The sequence below is a fragment of the Bifidobacterium sp. KRGSERBCFTRI genome, assembly GCF_025908335.1.
Genome location: NZ_CP109653.1, coordinates 2,531,885 through 2,549,681, shown reverse-complemented (window position 1 = coordinate 2,549,681; position 17,797 = coordinate 2,531,885). Strand labels below are relative to the sequence as shown.

The 17,797-nt window shown below is 61.3% G+C and carries 13 protein-coding genes and 1 pseudogene; all 14 read left to right on the top strand.

The window, feature by feature from the left end; genetic code table 11:
* Positions 1-37 precede the first annotated feature (37 nt).
* Positions 38-964 (top strand): tyrosine recombinase XerC, encoded by a 927-nt coding sequence (locus OGI63_RS11045; protein ID WP_041777355.1) that lies wholly within the window; start codon positions 38-40, stop codon positions 962-964.
* Between the two features lie 302 nt (positions 965-1,266).
* Complete coding sequence (locus tag OGI63_RS11040) at positions 1,267-2,919, top strand: peptide ABC transporter substrate-binding protein (protein ID WP_035011216.1); 1,653 nt, start codon at positions 1,267-1,269, stop codon at positions 2,917-2,919.
* A gap of 327 nt (positions 2,920-3,246) precedes the next feature.
* The gene (locus OGI63_RS11035) at positions 3,247-4,173 is read left to right on the top strand and encodes an ABC transporter permease (protein ID WP_011743415.1); all 927 of its coding nucleotides are present in this window, start codon (positions 3,247-3,249) and stop codon (positions 4,171-4,173) included.
* 20 nt (positions 4,174-4,193) lie between these two features.
* Entirely contained in the window at positions 4,194-5,162 is a 969-nt protein-coding gene (locus OGI63_RS11030) for an ABC transporter permease (protein ID WP_003810669.1), read from the top strand.
* Positions 5,163-5,183: 21 nt separating this feature from the next.
* A complete protein-coding gene (locus tag OGI63_RS11025) occupies positions 5,184-7,193 on the top strand; it encodes a dipeptide ABC transporter ATP-binding protein (protein WP_011743414.1) in 2,010 nt (669 codons plus the stop codon).
* 73 nt (positions 7,194-7,266) lie between these two features.
* Positions 7,267-8,127 carry an exodeoxyribonuclease III gene (locus OGI63_RS11020; protein ID WP_003810666.1) on the top strand — a complete coding sequence of 287 codons (861 nt, stop codon included), beginning with the start codon at positions 7,267-7,269 and terminating at the stop codon, positions 8,125-8,127.
* 122 nt (positions 8,128-8,249) lie between these two features.
* A complete protein-coding gene (locus tag OGI63_RS11015) occupies positions 8,250-9,098 on the top strand; it encodes a DUF3710 domain-containing protein (RefSeq protein ID WP_011743413.1) in 849 nt (282 codons plus the stop codon).
* 29 nt (positions 9,099-9,127) lie between these two features.
* Complete coding sequence (locus tag OGI63_RS11010) at positions 9,128-9,868, top strand: DUF3159 domain-containing protein (RefSeq protein ID WP_011743412.1); 741 nt, start codon at positions 9,128-9,130, stop codon at positions 9,866-9,868.
* Positions 9,868-11,133: a class I SAM-dependent RNA methyltransferase gene (locus OGI63_RS11005; RefSeq protein WP_011743411.1), complete on the top strand. Its 1,266-nt coding sequence runs from the start codon at positions 9,868-9,870 to the stop codon at positions 11,131-11,133. Before OGI63_RS11010 ends, OGI63_RS11005 begins: the two co-directional genes overlap by 1 nt.
* Positions 11,130-11,723 carry a hypothetical protein gene (locus OGI63_RS11000; protein WP_011743410.1) on the top strand — a complete coding sequence of 198 codons (594 nt, stop codon included), beginning with the start codon at positions 11,130-11,132 and terminating at the stop codon, positions 11,721-11,723. The genes OGI63_RS11005 and OGI63_RS11000 overlap by 4 nt, the downstream gene beginning before the upstream one ends.
* 137 nt (positions 11,724-11,860) lie before the next feature.
* Positions 11,861-14,335: an HAD-IC family P-type ATPase gene (locus tag OGI63_RS10995; protein WP_011743409.1), complete on the top strand. Its 2,475-nt coding sequence runs from the start codon at positions 11,861-11,863 to the stop codon at positions 14,333-14,335.
* A gap of 78 nt (positions 14,336-14,413) precedes the next feature.
* Entirely contained in the window at positions 14,414-17,113 is a 2,700-nt protein-coding gene (gene acnA / locus OGI63_RS10990; RefSeq protein WP_011743408.1) for an aconitate hydratase AcnA, read from the top strand.
* A gap of 102 nt (positions 17,114-17,215) precedes the next feature.
* On the top strand, positions 17,216-17,524 hold the full coding sequence (locus tag OGI63_RS10985; protein WP_231836955.1) for a hypothetical protein: 309 nt from the start codon (positions 17,216-17,218) through the stop codon (positions 17,522-17,524).
* 43 nt (positions 17,525-17,567) lie between these two features.
* Positions 17,568-17,797 (top strand): annotated as a pseudogene (locus tag OGI63_RS10980) (IS3 family transposase); the annotation flags it as partial.

The following is a 17,797-nucleotide window of genomic DNA, read 5'->3' as shown; positions in this document are numbered from 1 at the left end:
TGTCTGTTCATTTCAGACGAAGCGGAAGGTGGTTTGCATGTGTTTCGATGATGCGTTGGACGGATTCGACGCCTATCTGAAAGCCAACCGTGGATTGAGTGCAAACACCCGCAGGGCGTACCGCAGCGATGTCGAGGAATGCTTGGTGGCGTTGCGGAAACAGGGTTGCGTGGATCTGAATGAGGTGACCATCGAGGATTTGCGCCTGTGGATGGCCGAATCGTCCAAAAATCACGCACGCAGCAGCATGGCGCGCAAAACCGTCGCCGTGCGTGGATTCTTCGCATGGGCGTACGACCATGACATGGCGTCCGCCAACCCGGCGGCTTCGTTGCAGACGCCGAAAATCCCCGATACGCTGCCGGCGGTATTGAACGAAACGCAGGCGCAGCAGCTGATGGACCGCGTTGATGAGGACGGCATGGAGGCGCGATCGCAGGAACCGAATATGAAAAAACAGGCGATCGCGCTGCGTGACGCGGCCATGCTGGAACTGCTCTATGCCACCGGCATGCGTGTGGCGGAACTGGTCGGACTCGACGTGGCCGACGTGACATTCGGCAACCGCACGGTGAAAGTGACCGGCAAAGGCGACAAGCAGCGTGTCATGCCATTCGGCGCACCAGCCGACAAGGCCTTGCGCGATTGGCTGGAACATGGCCGTCCCGTACTATGCGGTGACATGTCGGACGACGCGTTCTTTTTGGGATCGCAGGGCGGGCGGATCGATCAACGTATGGTGCGCAAGGTGGTGCACGACCGGGCACGGGAGGCCGGCGTGCCAGACATCAGTCCGCATGCGTTGCGCCACAGTGCGGCGACCCATATGCTCGACGGGGGAGCGGACCTGCGTGAGGTGCAGGAGATGCTGGGGCATTCCTCGCTGAAGACCACGCAGCGTTACACACACGTGTCCATCGAACAGTTGAAGGCACGATACGGGCAGGCGTTTCCACGGGCGTGACGCGGATTGGCAAAGTACGCTGACAGCGAACGGATATGTCCGCGTCCGTCCATACACACGATGCGGATAAGTTGTCCCGGCGATAAGAGGGAAAAACGGATTGTTTTATCAGATGATGAGTTTTGATTTGGCTATTTTGCATGGGCCTCCCTCGGATATGGAGCGGTTGTCCCTCAATCGAGCGATAATGAACCCACCATCAGAACGAAGACGGACGTTGATGCCACGGTATTGACGCCCGCCTTCTTTTTGAGCAGGGTCTTACGGCTCTGGAAATAATGGATAAGGAGAATATGAATTCCATGAAGAAGAAAGCTCTGGCTTTCGCTGCGGCCGCATGCGCATTCGGCATGCTGCTCAGCGGTTGCGGCTCTTCCAACGGTGACTCCACCGCTGACAAGGGTTCCAACGTCATCACCGCATACAATTCCGAACCGCAGAACCCGCTCATCCCGGGCGACTGCAACGAGACCGGCGGCGGCAAGCCGCTCGACCTGCTGTTCGCACGTCTGATTTCCTTCGACGCCAAGGGCAACGCCTCCAACGAAGTGGCGGAGTCCATCAAGTCCAACGATGACGCCACCCAGTACACCATCAAGCTCAAGGATGGTTGGAAGTTCACCGACGGCACCCCGGTGACCGCCGAATCCTTCACCAAGGCATGGAGCTACACGGCCAACGCCAAGAACGCACAGCTCGGCTCCTCCTTCTTCTCCACCATCAAGGGCTACGACAAGCTCCAGGATGGAGACAAGCTCAAGGGCGACGAACAGCTCGAGGGCCTGAAGGTCGTCAACGACCATGAATTCACCGTCGACCTGAACCGTTCCGACTCCGTGTTCGCCATCAAGGTCGGCTACACCGCATTCGCTCCGCTGCCGGAATCCTTCTTCAAGGATCCGAAGGCCTTCGGCGAGAAGCCGGTCGGCAACGGCCCGTACAAGTTCCAGTCCTGGGACCACGACAACCAGATCGTGCTGGTGAAGAACCCCGACTACAAGGGCAACCGCGTCGCCAAGAACGACGGCGTGACCTTCAAGGTCTACACCAAGGATGAGGCCGCCTACGCCGACATCCAGTCCGGTTCCCTCGACGTGATGGAGTCCGTCCCGGCCTCCGCCACCAAGACCTTCCAGAAGGACTCCACCGTACAGGCCTACAACAAGGCCGGCTCCGTCATCCAGCAGTTCACCATCCCGGCCAAGCTGAAGCACTTCGAAGCCGACACCGAGGAAGGCACCCTGCGTCGCCAGGCCGTCTCCATGGCCATCAACCGCGAGAACATCTGCAAGAAGGTGCTCAACGGCACCGGCACCCCGGCCGCCGACTTCACCTCCCCGCTGACCCCGGGCTACTCCGATTCCCTCAAGGGTTCCGGCAACCTGAAGTACAACGAGAAGAAAGCCAAGGAACTGTGGGCGAAGGCCAACGCCATCAGCCCGTGGACCTCCGATGACAAGCTCACCTTCGCCTACAACGCCGATGGTGGCCACGAAGTCATCTACACCGCCGTGGTCAACTCCATCAACAACGTGCTGGGCGCCGGCGTGGCCGCCACCAACCCGTACCCGACCTTCAACGATTTCCGCACCGCCGTGTCCGACCGCAAGGTGAACGGCGCGTTCCGTAGCGGCTGGCAGCCGGATTACCCGTCCGCCGAAAACTACCTGGTGCAGAACTTCGCCTCCGCCGCTGCCGATGGCAACGGCTCCAACGATGGCGACTACAAGAACCCGGAGTTCGATGCGCTGTGCGACAAGGCCGCTGCCTCCAAGTCCGTCGCAGACGCCAACAAGCTGTACCAGCAGGCACAGGAAGTGCTGCTCAACGACCTGCCGGCCGTTCCGCTGTACTACGCCAATGCCTATGGTGTGGCCTCGACCGGTGTCTCCGGCTTCGAGATGAACTGGCAGAACCTGCCGGTCTACGAGAACATGACCAAGTCCGGCAAGTGAGCCGTTCTCTGATTTTGATTTCGTAGGATCGACATGAAGGAAGGAACGGATTCGAATATCCGTTCCTTCCTTTCCGCGTAATAAACGGGGCTTCCATCGGAGGTCCATGACGGCTGGACATGCGACATCAACAGAAGATGTCCGCGCGTGGGGTATATTTTCAGCTGTCTTTCATGAAACTGCAATATAAAGCATTGTGGTGCAGTATCACTGATACGTAATGGGGCAAGCGCCGGCCGCCCCGGGCCTCATGTCCTATACGCGTGAGCGTAGGGGACGAAGCCGCAAACGGCTGGCGAACGAGTGAGTAATCAAAAGGAGAAACCAATGGGCAAGTATCTTCTGCGACGCATTCTGCAGATGATCCCTGTGGTTCTCGGCACGACGCTTCTGGTGTATGCCCTGGTGTTCGCGTTGCCGGGCGACCCGGTCAAGGCGATGTTCGGCGACAAGCCGGTCAACGAAGCGGTCGCGGCCCAGATCCGTGCCGAATACAATCTGGACAAGCCGTTCATCGTCCAGTATCTGCTGTTCCTGAAGAACGCGCTGACCCTCGACTTCGGCAAGACCTTCTCCGGACAGCTTGTCATCGACGTGATCGGCCGCGCCTTCCCCGTGACCATCAAGCTCGCCCTGATGGCCTTCGTGTTCGAAGCGGTTTTCGGCGTGATCTTCGGTGTGATCTCCGGCCTGAAGAAGGGCAAGTGGTGCGATACCGTCATCCTGATCTTCTCCCTGCTGCTCATCTCCGTGCCGACCTTCGTCACCGGCTTCCTCTGCCAGTACTTCCTCGGTGTGAAGTGGCATCTGCTGCCGGTCACCGCCGGAACGAATCCAGGATTCCTTGATCTGCTGATGCCGGCCATGGTGCTTGGCTCTGTATCGATGGCGTACATCATCCGTCTGAGCCGTACGGAGATTTCGTCCAACATCGCCCTCGACTATGTGCGCACCGCGCGCGCCAAGGGCATGGACAACAAATCCGTCATGCTGCGCCACGTGCTGCGCAACTCCATGATCCCCGTCGTCACCTATCTGGGCCAGGATCTTGGCGCACTGATGGGCGGCGCGATGATCTCCGAAACCATCTTCAACGTGCATGGCATCGGCTACCTGACCTATCAGAGCATCCTCAAGGGAGAAGGCAACCTGGTGGTGTCCATCGTGACGCTGCTCATGCTGATCTTCGTGGTTTGCAATCTGCTGGTCGACATGCTGTACGCCGCGCTTGATCCGCGAATCCGTTACGCGTGAGTCGAGGGAGGGAACAAGAAATGACCGAAATGAATGAGACCAATCCTTCCACCGTGCTTCCGGGACAGGAACGCTATGTGGCACCGCTCGATGAGACGCCCCTGAAGGCCGTCGACTCGATGGACGAATCCGCACCGGCTTCGAACATGTGGGCCGACGCATGGCGAACCCTGCGTAAGAACCCGCTGTTCATCATCTCCGGACTGCTGATCATCTTCATCGTGTTCGTGGCGCTGTTCCCGAGCGTGTTGACCAAGCAGAACCCGAACTACTGCACGCTCGACAATTCCCTTGAGCCGGCTTCCTCAGGCCATCCGTTCGGCTTCGACCTGCAAGGTTGCGACGTATACTCCCGTGTGGTCTACGGCACCCGCACCTCGCTGAGCGTCGGCGTGTTCGCCACACTGCTGGTGGTGCTGCTCGGAACGCTGATCGGCGCAATCGCCGGCTTCTTCGGAGGATGGGTCGACGCCGTGCTGAGCCGACTGACCGATATCTTCCTCGCGCTGCCGATTCTGCTTGGCGCCATCGTGGTGCTCCAGATGTTCAAAACGAGCAGCTCCATCTGGAAGATCATTCTGGTGATGACGCTGTTCGGCTGGACCTCCGTGGCACGAATCGCGCGAGGTGCTGTGATGGAAGCCAAGAACCTTGAATTCAACACGGCGTCCACCGCTCTGGGATCCACCCCGATCCGCAACCTGTTCCGCCACATCCTGCCGAATTCGCTGGCTCCGATCATCGTGGTCGGCACCACCTCGCTGGCCACCTACATCGTGCTCGAGGCCACGCTGAGCTTCCTGGGCGTCGGCCTGCCCACCACCACGGTCAGCTGGGGCGGAGACATCTCCAACGCGCAGTCCATCCTGCGTACTGACCCGATGGTGCTGTTCTACCCGTCCGCCGCGCTGGCCATCACCGTGCTGGCATTCATCATGATGGGCGACGCCGTCAAGGACGCGCTCGATCCGAAGAGCCGTACGGCCTGAGTGTAAGTGAAGGGATATTCGATGACTGAAATGAATACCGAGAACAACCTCGAGGCCATGCAGCGCGCCCACGGGCCGCTGTTGGAGGTCAAGAACCTCCAGGTCGACTTCACCACCGATGAAGGCAAGGCCGTGCATGCCGTGCGCAACTCGTCCTTCAGCGTGTATCCCGGCCAGTGGGTGGCCATCGTCGGCGAATCCGGTTCCGGCAAATCCACTTCCGCCATGGCCGTGCTTGGCCTGCTTCCGGGAACCGGCCATGTGGTCGGCGGCTCCATCAAGCTTGATGGCCAGGAGATCTCCGGCTTCAAGCAGAAGGATTTCGACAAGCTCCGTGGTAGCAAGATGGGTCTTGTCCCGCAGGATCCGATGAGCAACCTGAACCCGGTGTGGCGCATCGGCACCCAGGTCAAGGAAGCGTTGGTGGCCAACAACATGGACATCGACCACGAAAAGCGTTCCGAATTCGCCAAGGCCCTGGCCGGTGACGAAGTGGAGCTCAAGGGCAATGACGATGAGACCTTCCTTGGTTCCAAGGAACTGCCTGATCTGATCGCCGCGGCCAAGGAGGCTCTTGTCAAGATCGGCAAGAGCGGTGACGAGCTTGACAAGATCATGGCCCGGTTCGCCGAGGAATGGGTTCCGGGATCCGAAACCCGCTGGCGTGTGGCCGATGGCCTGATCAAGGCCGGGGTGAAGGACGATGACGCATGGTACATCGCCAAGAAGTATGTGGTCGGCTCCACCATGGACGACCGCATCGCCGGTCTGCTGTCCGAGGCCGGTCTGCCTGACGCCGCCACCCGTGCCCGCCAGTTCCCGCACGAATTCTCCGGCGGCATGCGTCAGCGTGCGCTGATCGCCATCGGTCTGGCCTGCCGTCCGGAACTGCTCATCGCCGACGAGCCGACCTCCGCGCTTGACGTGACCGTGCAGAAGAAGATCCTCGACCATCTGCACATGCTGACCGATTCCCTGGGAACCGCGGTGCTGTTCATCACCCACGATCTCGGTCTGGCCGCGGAACGCGCCCAGCATATCGTGGTCATGTACAAGGGCCAGGTCGTGGAATCCGGTCCTTCACTGGAAGTGCTGCAGCATCCGCAGCATCCGTACACCAAGCGTTTGGTCGCCGCTGCGCCGTCCTTGGCATCGCAGCGCATCATCTCCGTCAAGGAGCATGGCGGCGACGCCACCGCGGTCATGGAGCACGCGGTGAACGAGGATTCCCTGAAGAAGGGCGAAGCCATCATCACGGTGGATCACCTGACCAAGGAATTTAAACTGCCGCGCAAGAAGGAGATGTTCAAGGCGGTCGACGATGTGAGCTTCTCCATCAAGAAGGGCACCACATTGGCCATCGTCGGCGAATCCGGTTCCGGCAAATCCACCGTGGCCAACATGGTGCTGAAACTGCTTGAGCCGACCGCCGGCACCGTCACCTACGACGGCAAAGACGTCTCCGGATTCAAGGGCAAGGAGTTGCTTGACTTCCGACGTCATGTGCAGCCGGTGTTCCAGAACCCGTACGGATCGCTCGACCCCATGTACTCCATCTACCGGTCCATCGAGGAGCCGCTGCGCATCCACGGCATCGGAGACAAGAAGAGCCGTGCCAAGCGTGTGCGCGAGCTCATCGACATGGTGGAATTGCCGGAATCGGTGATGAGCCGTTATCCGAACGAGCTTTCCGGCGGCCAAAGGCAGCGCATCGCCATCGCGCGCGCCATGGCCCTCGATCCGGATGTGATCGTCTGCGACGAGGCCGTCTCCGCATTGGACGTGCTGGTGCAGGACCAGGTGCTTCGCCTGCTCAACGACCTGCAGGCGGAAAAGGGACTGAGCTACCTGTTCATCACCCATGATCTGGCGGTGGTGCGTCAGATCGCCGATGAGGTCGTGGTGATGCAGCACGGCAAGCTGGTGGAGCATGCCACCACCGACGAGGTCTTCGACCATCCGAAGAAGCAGTACACCCGCGACCTGCTGGACGCCATCCCAGGCGGCAAGCTGCAGCTCGGACTCGACTGATCGCGTCAGCCATCTGGAAAACCTCCCTTCCCACAAGGGAGGTTTTCTTGTATTCCGGCTAGGCTAAGGCGCTATGACGATCACAATCACGACATCGAATGTGAATGGAATCCGCGCGGCGAAACGCAAAGGCATCGAGCAATGGGCCGCGAAGAACACGCCGGACGTGTGGTGCATGCAGGAAGTACGCGCCCCGCAAAACGAAATCGACCCCATCTTCGACGAATTCGGCTTCGAATACGCGACCGCCGGACGCATCGCCGACCAAAGCGGGCTTGATCGCATGAACGAGATCTGCCGTATCAAGGGACGCGCCGGCGTCGGTCTGCTCTCCGCGCTGCCCGTCATCGACAAGCGCTACGGACTGCCGGGACTTGCCGAGGACGTCGATTCCGGCCGTTGGATCGAAGCGGATGTGAAGACCCCGCAAGGGTACACCGTCACTGTCGTATGCGTGTACGTGCACGCCGGCAACACTGACGATCCGGAGAAAATGAAGCAGAAATACCGTTTCCTCGACACCATGCTGGTACGTATGGGACAACTGCGCGATGAAGCGGCGCACGGCGGCAAGCAGGCGGTATTGTGCGGCGATTTCAACATCGCGCACACGCCGCTCGACATCAAGAACGCGAAAGCCAACGAGAAGCACGCCGGCTTCCTGCCCGAGGAACGCGCCTACGTGGACAAATGGCTGGGGGAGTTGGAATTCGTGGATGTGATGCGTTCCCTGTGCGGAGACATCCAAGGACCGTACACCTGGTGGAGCCAGCGGGGCCGCGCCTTCGACAACAACGTCGGCTGGAGGATCGACTACCAGTTCGCCACACCCGAACTCGCCGAAACGGCCCGCGGATTCGTCATCGACAAAGCTCCGACCTACGACCTGCGATGGTCGGATCATGCGCCGCTGAGCATCACCTACGACGTGTGAGTTTTTGCGGCCGTCATCCGGCCAATGCCGGGCAACGGGAGGACACACTCCGATTCCCAGCCCGTATTAAGCATGGGTGCTAGGCTAGTCACGGTTGCAACCGTAATGAAATGAGGAACATCATGGGACTGTTTGGATTCGGCAAGAAGAAGCGTCAGAGCGAGGAAGCCGCTGAAGCCGCCGCCGAAGAGAACGACAAGGCCGATGAGGCCATCTCCGAAACCGCCGAGGCGCCCGCCGGTGGAATTCAGGAAACCATCCTTCCGGAACCGTCCGATGAGTACGACGGCCGTGGCGATGAGCACGGTCCGTGGGACGTCGACGACGAGAACGTGCCCGACTATGACGAATACCTCGACATGGGTGCCTACTATCTGCCGTTCCTCCAAGGCATCGAACTGCGCGTGAAGGCCAACCGCGCCACCCAGCAGGTGCTCGGCACCACCATCACCTACGGATCCTCCAGCGTGGAGATCGAAGCCTTCGCCGCGCCGAAGACCATGGGACTGTGGGATGACGTGCGCGCCGACTTGGTTGAGGCCAACAAAGACGCCAAGGAGACCGACGGCGTGTTCGGCACCGAACTGACACTGCCGGTCGTGGTCAAGGGCGGACGCAAGGTCGTCACCCGCATCGTCGGTGTGGACGGACCGCGGTGGATGCTGCGCGGCATCTTCTCCGGCAAAGCCGCCACCGATCCGGACCACGCCGAAACCAAGGCGCTGAACCAGCTTTTCTCCAACATCGTCGTGGAACGCGGCGAGGACCCGCTGGCCCCGCGTGACCTCATCCCGATGCATCCGCCGGTCGCCCCGGCCGAACGCAAGGCCGCCAAGGAAGCCGCCGAAGCCGAACAGGCAGGCAGGACGATGGACATTCCAGGCCAGCCGAAGGGACCGTTTGACTCCGACCAGCAGGTCGAGGTCAAGACCACGTTGTCGCGTGGACCGATGTTCTCCGAAGTGCGCTGAGCGAACGACGACCACGAAAACACAAACGCATGGCTGAAACCGAAATCAAGAAAAGAACCGGCCTCGGCGCGCTCGCCGACGCCGGCGATGCCGACGATTTCTCCGTCATTGACGCGATCGGCGGTCCGCGCGGCGTCGTCGAATCGATGCTGCCGGGCGTGGTGTTCGTGGTGATGTTCGTCATTACCTCCGACCTGCATCTGACCATCGGCGTATCCGCAGCCCTCGCCGTACTGCAGGTGATCGTCCGCCTATGCCAACGCCAATCCGTCATGGGCGCCGTCTCCGGCCTTCTGGCAGTCGGCATCTGCCTGATCTGGGCATGGAACAGCCACGAGGCGCGCAACTACTACATGTTCGGATTCCTGACCAACGCCTTCTACATCGTGCTGCTCGCCATTTCGTTGATGGTACGTGTACCGGGACTTGGCTTGGTGATCGAATTCATCCGGACACTGCCAACCGAGCATCTGCGCGCATGGCTTGCCGATTGGCGTGGCGACAAGGCATTGAACCGCGCGTACACCATCATCACCGCGTTGTGGATCGGTGTGTTCTCACTGCGACTGGTGGTGCAGGTGCCGTTGTACCTGTCCAACCAGGTCGGCTGGCTCGGCACTGCACGTCTGCTCATGGGCATTCCGTTCTGGGCGTTGGCCATCTGGGTGTCGTACCTCATCGTGGCCACCCCCATGCATCGGCATAAGACGTTGGCCGAACCAAACGCCGACGCGATGGACGACAACAACGAAACGGAGGAACAGCACTGATGGAATCGACCATCCGCATCGAACGATATGCCGACCAAGGCCGTTGCGTCGGCCACATCGACGGACGCGTCGTGTTCGTGCGATTCGCGTTGCCGGGCGAGCTGGTACGCGTCGTGTTGGACGAGCCACATGATCGCGAGGACCGTTTTTGGACTGGCGAAGTGACGGAAGTGCTGGAAGCCAGCGAGGACCGCGTCGAACCCGTATGGCCGTTGGCGGGTCCGCTTGCCATGGGCGGCGGCGTCGGCGGTGCCGATTTGGTGCACGTCTCACTGCCCGGACAGCTTAAATGGAAATCCACGTCCATCGCCGAACAGATGAGACGTCTCGGCCATGTCGACGTTGACGTGCCGATCGAGCGCATGCCCGAGGATGAGGCGGAGCAGGGGCTGCACTGGCGTACCCGCATCGAGATGATCGCGGACGAGAACGGCCGACCGTCCATGCGCAGACGCGGCACCCACGTGCGTGTGCCGATCGACACCATGCCGTTGGCCAGTCGCGCGTTGCTTAACGTGGCCGAGAAGGAACACGTGTGGGATGGGGGATTCACTCCCGGATCGCAGATTCGTCTGTCTGTTCCCGAGCCTCGCGGCAATGCCGAAATCGCCGACAACTACGCCGTGCTCGTCGATGGCGAGGTGACGGCGGGCAATCGCGAGCTTACCGAAAAGGTGACGGTGTGCGGACGTGAATTCGAATATGGTGTGGACGCCGGCGGATTCTGGCAGATGCACCGTCACGCGCCGATCGCGTTGACCGGCCATGTGATGTCCTTGGTGCATGGCGAGCTTGACGGCGCCACTTCCGCATGCCTGTGGGATTTGTATTCCGGTTCCGGCCTGTTCACGCTGCCGTTGGCCACGTTAAGCGCCGGCCGCACGCGCATGCTGAGCGTGGAAGGTGGCAAGACCGCTGTCAAACACGCGCAACGCAATCTGAGGGCCATCCATTTGGGCAATGTCGACGCCCGTGTGGGCGATGTGGCCAAGACGCTTGCCAACGTACGCAACGATTTGGCCAAACCCGATATCGTGGTGCTTGATCCGCCGCGTGCCGGCGCACGTGCGAAGGTATGCAGGCAGATCGCCGAATCCGGCGCGCGAAGCGTCGTATACATCGCCTGCGACCCGGCATCGCTGGCACGCGACACCGCCACATTGGCCTCGCTCGGATACGATCTTGCCGATATTCGCGCATTCGACATCTATCCGACCACCCACCATGTCGAAACGGTGGCGCTATTCAGGAAAGCCACACGATGACCGGTTTCGCGCGGCGTGCCGCAGCCGGTCTCCTTGCAGCCGTCTTCGGCATCTCCATGCTGGCCGGCTGCACGCCGAACAATGCCGCGGTGGGAGATACGCAGTCCGCAGGCGATGCGGTCGCCCACAGCATGAAGGACCGCAACAGTCTCGACGTGGCCATGATCGGCTCCCAAGACGAACAGACCGATCGCCTGGCGTTGGATGCCATGGAGGCGGGCGGGCTCAGGCCGGTGTATCTGCCGGTCGCCGGCACGGTCGACATGCAGGACACCGCCCGGCAAGCGGTCGAGGATATGGCGCAACGCATGGTCAGCATCATCGTCATTTCGGGAATCGACATGTCCGGCGTGAACCATGACGGCTGGTACGACACGCTGACAACCGCAAGACAGGCGGGCATTCCAGTGGCACTGCTCAACCCGATCGCCACGCCGACCGACAGCACGCTGTTCGCTGCGACGCTCACAATCAACGACCGCATGACGGATGCGACGCCGCTTGCCGACGCGGTAGCCGGCATAGCCAACAATGACCCGCACGACAGAACAATCCTCGTCACCACCATCAGCCACGGCGGCAAACAGTGAACCGCTCCACGCATTCGGGTGAGTTCGAATCGGTTCGGATGAGTGGCGCTGAACGCACCCTGAGAAAACCCTGAATTTTGCCGGAGCTTTACGGGAAAAGCCTGCGGGTGCGCATCGCCAAGCGGTAGGCTGGCAGCATGAGTGAAAGTCAAACCATGCCTGAAACCAGTGAAAAGGGGCTCACCGCAGCGGAAGTCGCCGCCCTTACGGAAAGCGGGCAGGTCAACGCCGTCAAATCGTCCACGTCACGTTCGTTCGCCGACATCGTGCGAGCCAACGTGTTCACCCTGTTCAACGGCATCGTCTTCGCCGCCATGGTCATGGTATTGGTCACGGGATCATGGAGAGACGCCGTGTTCGGCCTCGTCATCCTCATCAACACCGGCATTGGCATCGTCACCGAGCTGAAAGCCAAACGAACGCTCGACAAGCTTTCCATCCTCGTAGCCTCCGACTATCTCGTACGACGCGACGGCAAGGACGTCGAAGTGCCGCACAACGAAATCGTGCTCGGCGACCTCATGTGGATCCGCTCCGGCGAACAGGTTCCCGCCGACGCGCAGATCGTGCGCACCTGGGGCCTGGAACTCGACGAATCCATGCTCACTGGCGAATCGCGCACCGTGCGCAAGAACGAAGGCGACGACATCTATTCCGGATCCACCGCGGTCTCCGGCATGGCCTTGGTCAAGGTCAACGCGGTCGGCGCGCACAGCTATGCCGCCACCTTGACCGCGCAGGCGAAGGTCTACAAAAAGACCGTGTCCGACCTCAACAAGGGCATCAACACCATCCTCAAATTCATGACCTTCCTCGTCGTGCCGCTGTGCGTGCTGCTCATCTGGTCGCAGGTGCACGCGGTCGGCGGTTGGGACGTAGCCATCTCCACCGGCCAATGGCGTTCCGCCGTGGTGTCCGCCGTGGCTGGCGTGGTCGGCATGATCCCCGAAGGCCTCGTACTGCTCACCTCGCTCAACTTCGCGCTCGCCGCCATCCGTTTGGCACGCAAGAACACGCTCGTGCAGGAGCTCGAATCCGTGGAGACCCTCGCACGCGTGGACTGCCTGAACCTCGACAAAACCGGCACCGTCACCGACGGCGGCATCATGCTCAACGAAATACGCATGCTGGATGGCATCGGAGCCAATACCGTTGACGAACATGCCGTGAAACAGGCGCTGTACGACCTGTCGAACGAAGGACAGCCGAACGGCACCGGATTGGCGATTCTCAACGGACTGGGCAAGCAGGGATTCTCCGCCGGTCCCGTCGCGGCGCGCGTTCCGTTCTCGTCGGCACGCAAATGGAGCTCGATTGCCGATGACGGCGCGGTATGGACGATGGGCGCGCCGGAAGTCGTGCTGTCCCACTTGGATGGCGATTACGCCGACGTTCTTCGACTGGTCAACGATTCCGCACACGACGGCAACCGCGTGCTGCTGATCGCACGGCATGACGGCAAGGCGCCCGCCGATTACGAAAGCGATCCCGCCATCGACCCCGCATCGCGGCCCGTCGCGCTGGTATTATGCTCCGAGCACATTCGCGACGACACCGAAGCCACACTCGCCTGGTTCCGCGAACAGGGCGTGCGCTGCCGCATCATCTCCGGCGACAATCCCGTCACCGTCGGTGCGATCGCAAGAAAAGTACGGCTCACCGGAGACGAGGAGCCACGGTTCATGGACGCGCGAGAACTGCCCGCCGACATCACGGAACTGGCGAAAGTACTGGAGAACGTGGACGTGCTCGGCCGTGTCCTGCCCGACCAGAAGAAGGCGATCGTCCAGGCGCTGCACCTAGGCGATCATGTCGTGGCGATGACCGGCGACGGCGTGAACGACGCGCTCGCCATCAAGGAGGCCGACCTGGGCATCGCGATGGGCAACGCGGCACCCGCCACCAAAGCCGTCGCACAAGTGGTGCTCGTCGATTCGAAATTCTCGCATCTGCCCGATGTGGTGGCACGTGGACGCCAGGTCATGGCCAACATGGAACGCGTGGCCAGCCTGTTCCTCGTCAAAACCGTATATTCCGCGCTGATCTCGCTCGGCGTGGTGCTGACGCAGATCCCATTCCCATACCTGCCCCGCCATATCACCTACATCGGCGCACTCACCATCGGCATGCCGGCGTTCATCCTCGCGCTTGCGCCGAACACGCGCCGCTACATTCCGGGCTTCCTCAGGCGCGTGGTGCACTTCGCATTGCCGGGAGGCATCGCCACGGCTCTGTCGATTCTCGCCGATTCGTGGCTGTTGCCGAAGTTCATGGGCTGGGACGCACAGCATTCCGCCGCGCAGCTGGGCATGCTTCGTGGCGTCAACGCGATTATCCTGCTGATGATGGGCATCTTCGTACTGGCGCGCGTGGCCCGTCCACTCAACTCGTGGAGAGGCGGTCTGGTATTGGCGTTCGCCGTGGCGGGCGTGGCCGGCATGTTCATTCCGCCCGTCGCGCGTTTCTTCGCGCTCGTGATACCGTCCGGCGAAATGCTCGCGGCGACGGGCGTCGCGCTTGTGGTGTCCGCCATCGTTTTCGTGCTGTGCCTGTGGTGCGTGCCGAAAATAGTCGCCATTTTCTCACGTTTCAAGAAGACACGCCAGTGCTGAAGTAACGTGGCTGTATCGTTGGCAACGGATAATCGGCTGCTGGAAAGTTTCAACCAGCCACAAAAGCTCGGAGGTAGCATGTCTGTGCGCGACGACCAGCTCGACACCCTGAAGGTGGGCGGCAAGGATTACGACTTTTACCGTATCGCGGATTTGCCGGGCATCGATCATCTCCCGTATTCGTTGAAGGTTCTCGTTGAGAACCTGGTGCGCAACATCGATGGCGCCAACATCACGGATGATCATGTCAAGGCTCTGTTGGATTGGGATCCGGCCGCACAGCCGAGCCACGAGATCCAGTTCACCCCGTCCCGCGTGGTCATGCAGGACTTCACCGGCGTGCCGTGCATCGTCGACCTCGCCACCATGCGTGACGCCGTCAAGGAGCTTGGCGGAGATCCGGAAGTCATCAACCCGCAGGTCCAGTCCGACATGGTCATCGACCATTCCGTGCAGATCGACAAGTACGGCGTGGCCGACGCGGTCGAACAGAACATGGACATCGAATACCAGCGCAACGGCGAACGCTACCAGTTCCTGCGCTGGGGACAGCAGGCCTTCCGCAACTTCCGCGTGGTGCCGCCGGGAACCGGCATCATCCACCAGGTCAATATCGAATACCTCGCCAAAGTCGTCATGACCAAGGCGGGGGAGCGCGGTCGCGACCTCGCCTACCTCGACTCCTGCGTGGGCACCGATTCGCACACCACCACCGTCAACGGTCTGGGCGTGCTCGGCTGGGGCGTCGGCGGCATCGAAGCCGAAGCCGCCATGCTCGGCCAGCCGATCTCCATGCTCGTGCCGCGCGTCGTCGGCTTCAAGCTCACCGGATCCATTCCGGAAGGCGTCACCGCCACCGACGTGGTCCTCACCATCACCGACATGCTCCGCCAGCACGGTGTGGTCGGCAAATTCGTGGAATTCTACGGCGAAGGCATCGCTTCCGTGCCGCTGGCCAACCGCGCCACCATCGGCAACATGGGACCGGAATTCGGCTCCACCTGTGGCATCTTTCCGATCGACAACGTCACCCTCGACTACCTGCGTCTGACCGGCCGTTCCGAAGAGCAGATCGCTCTCGTCGAAGCCTACGCGAAAGCCAACAAGCTCTGGGGCGACGCCACCGATCCGGACTACGTAGAACCGCAGTACTCCGAATACCTGGAACTCGACCTCGGAACCGTTGTGCCGTCCATCGCAGGCCCGAAGCGTCCTCAGGACCGCATCAGGCTGTCCGAATCGAAAGAGAAGTTCGAAGCCACGCTACCGGCATACGAAACCGACAAAACCGTGCAGAAGCCGATCGCGGTATCCACTGACTTCCGCGGCGACTTCGATATCAAGAACGGCGACGTGGCGATCGCGTCCATCACGTCGTGCACCAACACCTCCAACCCGTCCGTCATGATCGCCGCCGGCCTGATCGCCCGCAACGCGCATGCCAAGGGACTGAAGCCCAAGCCGTGGGTCAAGACGTCACTTGCTCCGGGCTCCCAGGTCGTCGCCGACTATCTGAAGGCCGCCGGTCTGCAGGATGATCTCGACGCGCTCGGCTACCAGCTGGTCGGCTTCGGCTGCGCCACCTGCATCGGCAACTCCGGCCCGCTGCTGCCGGAAATCTCCGAGGCCATCAACGCCAACGACCTGACCGTCACCTCCGTGCTGTCCGGCAACCGTAACTTCGAAGGCCGCATCAGCCCGGACGTCAAGATGAACTACCTCGCGTCCCCGCCGCTTGTCATCGCCTACGCGCTCGCCGGCACTATGGATTTCGATTTCGAAACCCAGCCGCTCGGCAAGGACCAGGACGGCAACGACGTGTACCTGAAGGACATCTGGCCTACCAATGAGGAAGTCGCCGCAGTGGTGGATGGCACCGTCAGCCGCGAGATGTTCCTCAAGGATTACGCCTCCGTGTTCGAAGGCGACCGCCGTTGGAAGGGCCTTGACGTGCCGGAAGGCGAACTGTTCGCATGGGATGAGAACTCCACCTACGTGCGCAAGCAGACCTTCTTCGACGGCATGAAGGCCACCCCGGATCCGGTCAAGGACATCCACGGCGCCCGCGTGCTCGCACTGCTCGGCGACTCCGTGACCACCGACCACATCTCCCCGGCAGGCGCGTTCAAGGCCTCCAGCCCGGCAGGCAAATACCTGACCGACCGTGGCGTCGAACCGAAGAACTTCAACTCCTACGGTTCCCGTCGAGGCAACCATGAGGTCATGGTCCGTGGCACGTTTGGCAACATCCGCCTGCGCAACCAGTTGCTCGCCTCCGTCGGCGAGGAAATCACCCCTGGTGGCTACACCTACGACTTCCTCGACAAGAAGCCGACCACAATCTTCGAAGCGTCTCGCGACTATATCGACCATGATGTGCCGCTCGTCGTGCTCGCAGGCAAGGAATACGGTACCGGCTCCTCCCGTGACTGGGCCGCCAAGGGCACCGTCATGCTGGGCGTCAAAGCCGTCATCACCGAAAGCTTCGAACGCATCCACCGTTCCAACCTCATCGGCATGGGCGTGCTGCCATTGCAGTTCCCCGAAGGCGAATCGTATGAGAGCCTCGGCCTGAACGGCACCGAAACCTACGACATCTCCGGTGTCGAGGAACTCAACAAGGGCGTCACCCCGAAGACGGTCCACGTCACCGCCACCCACGCGGACGGTTCCACGACCGAATTCGATACCGTCGTTCGCATCGATACGCCAGGCGAAGCGGACTACTACCGCAACGGAGGTATTCTCCAGTACGTCCTGCGCAACCTGATGCGCTAGGCGTCGGACGGGGCTGATACGCGGGCATGGCGAAAGTGACATTGCGGGACGTGGCCGATCTCCATCGCAACCGCCTCATGGGCGGTGAACGACAACCGGGACGTGCGGATCACGGAATCCACACGCCGCAAGGTGCGCAGGGCCGCTGACGAACTCGGCTACCATCACAACGCGCTCGCCCGCGGATTGGCCCGAGGCCGCTCCGACATCATCGGCTTCATCAGCGACGGAGTGGCCACATCGCCCTTCGCCGGCCAGGTGATCCAAGGCGCGCAGGATGAAGCCTGGCGTAATGGGAAAATTCTGCTGGTGGTGGATACCGACGGCAGAAAAGACGTGGAGCGCAGAACCTTCTCGTTCATGTTCGAACACCAGGTCGAGGGCATCATTGGATTGGCTACAATGTATTAGACAGTCCGATGAGGGACGAATGACATGGGATTGGAGGCCGACGATGGCCGACCCGAAGCATCCCCGCCACCACGACGAGGCGTTCAAACGGCAGATCGCGCAGTCGTGCGAGAGCGGCAAGCCATCCCGGGAGATCAGGGCCAGGCACGACATCGCGCGATCGACCCCGCGGCGCTGGGTCCAAGGCATCCGCGACAGCGGCTCCACCCGGGCCGCGGACAACCGCACGCCCGGGCGGAACGAGCCGGTCGAGCCGGGGAGGCGCGACCGACA

Coding starts and splice junctions, on each gene's coding strand:
- OGI63_RS11045 (WP_041777355.1), top strand. CDS start 38: ATGTGTTTCGATGATGCGTTGGACGGATTCGACGCCTATCTGAAAGCC.
- OGI63_RS11040 (WP_035011216.1), top strand. CDS start 1,267: ATGAAGAAGAAAGCTCTGGCTTTCGCTGCGGCCGCATGCGCATTCGGC.
- OGI63_RS11035 (WP_011743415.1), top strand. CDS start 3,247: ATGGGCAAGTATCTTCTGCGACGCATTCTGCAGATGATCCCTGTGGTT.
- OGI63_RS11030 (WP_003810669.1), top strand. CDS start 4,194: ATGACCGAAATGAATGAGACCAATCCTTCCACCGTGCTTCCGGGACAG.
- OGI63_RS11025 (WP_011743414.1), top strand. CDS start 5,184: ATGACTGAAATGAATACCGAGAACAACCTCGAGGCCATGCAGCGCGCC.
- OGI63_RS11020 (WP_003810666.1), top strand. CDS start 7,267: ATGACGATCACAATCACGACATCGAATGTGAATGGAATCCGCGCGGCG.
- OGI63_RS11015 (WP_011743413.1), top strand. CDS start 8,250: ATGGGACTGTTTGGATTCGGCAAGAAGAAGCGTCAGAGCGAGGAAGCC.
- OGI63_RS11010 (WP_011743412.1), top strand. CDS start 9,128: ATGGCTGAAACCGAAATCAAGAAAAGAACCGGCCTCGGCGCGCTCGCC.
- OGI63_RS11005 (WP_011743411.1), top strand. CDS start 9,868: ATGGAATCGACCATCCGCATCGAACGATATGCCGACCAAGGCCGTTGC.
- OGI63_RS11000 (WP_011743410.1), top strand. CDS start 11,130: ATGACCGGTTTCGCGCGGCGTGCCGCAGCCGGTCTCCTTGCAGCCGTC.
- OGI63_RS10995 (WP_011743409.1), top strand. CDS start 11,861: ATGAGTGAAAGTCAAACCATGCCTGAAACCAGTGAAAAGGGGCTCACC.
- acnA (WP_011743408.1), top strand. CDS start 14,414: ATGTCTGTGCGCGACGACCAGCTCGACACCCTGAAGGTGGGCGGCAAG.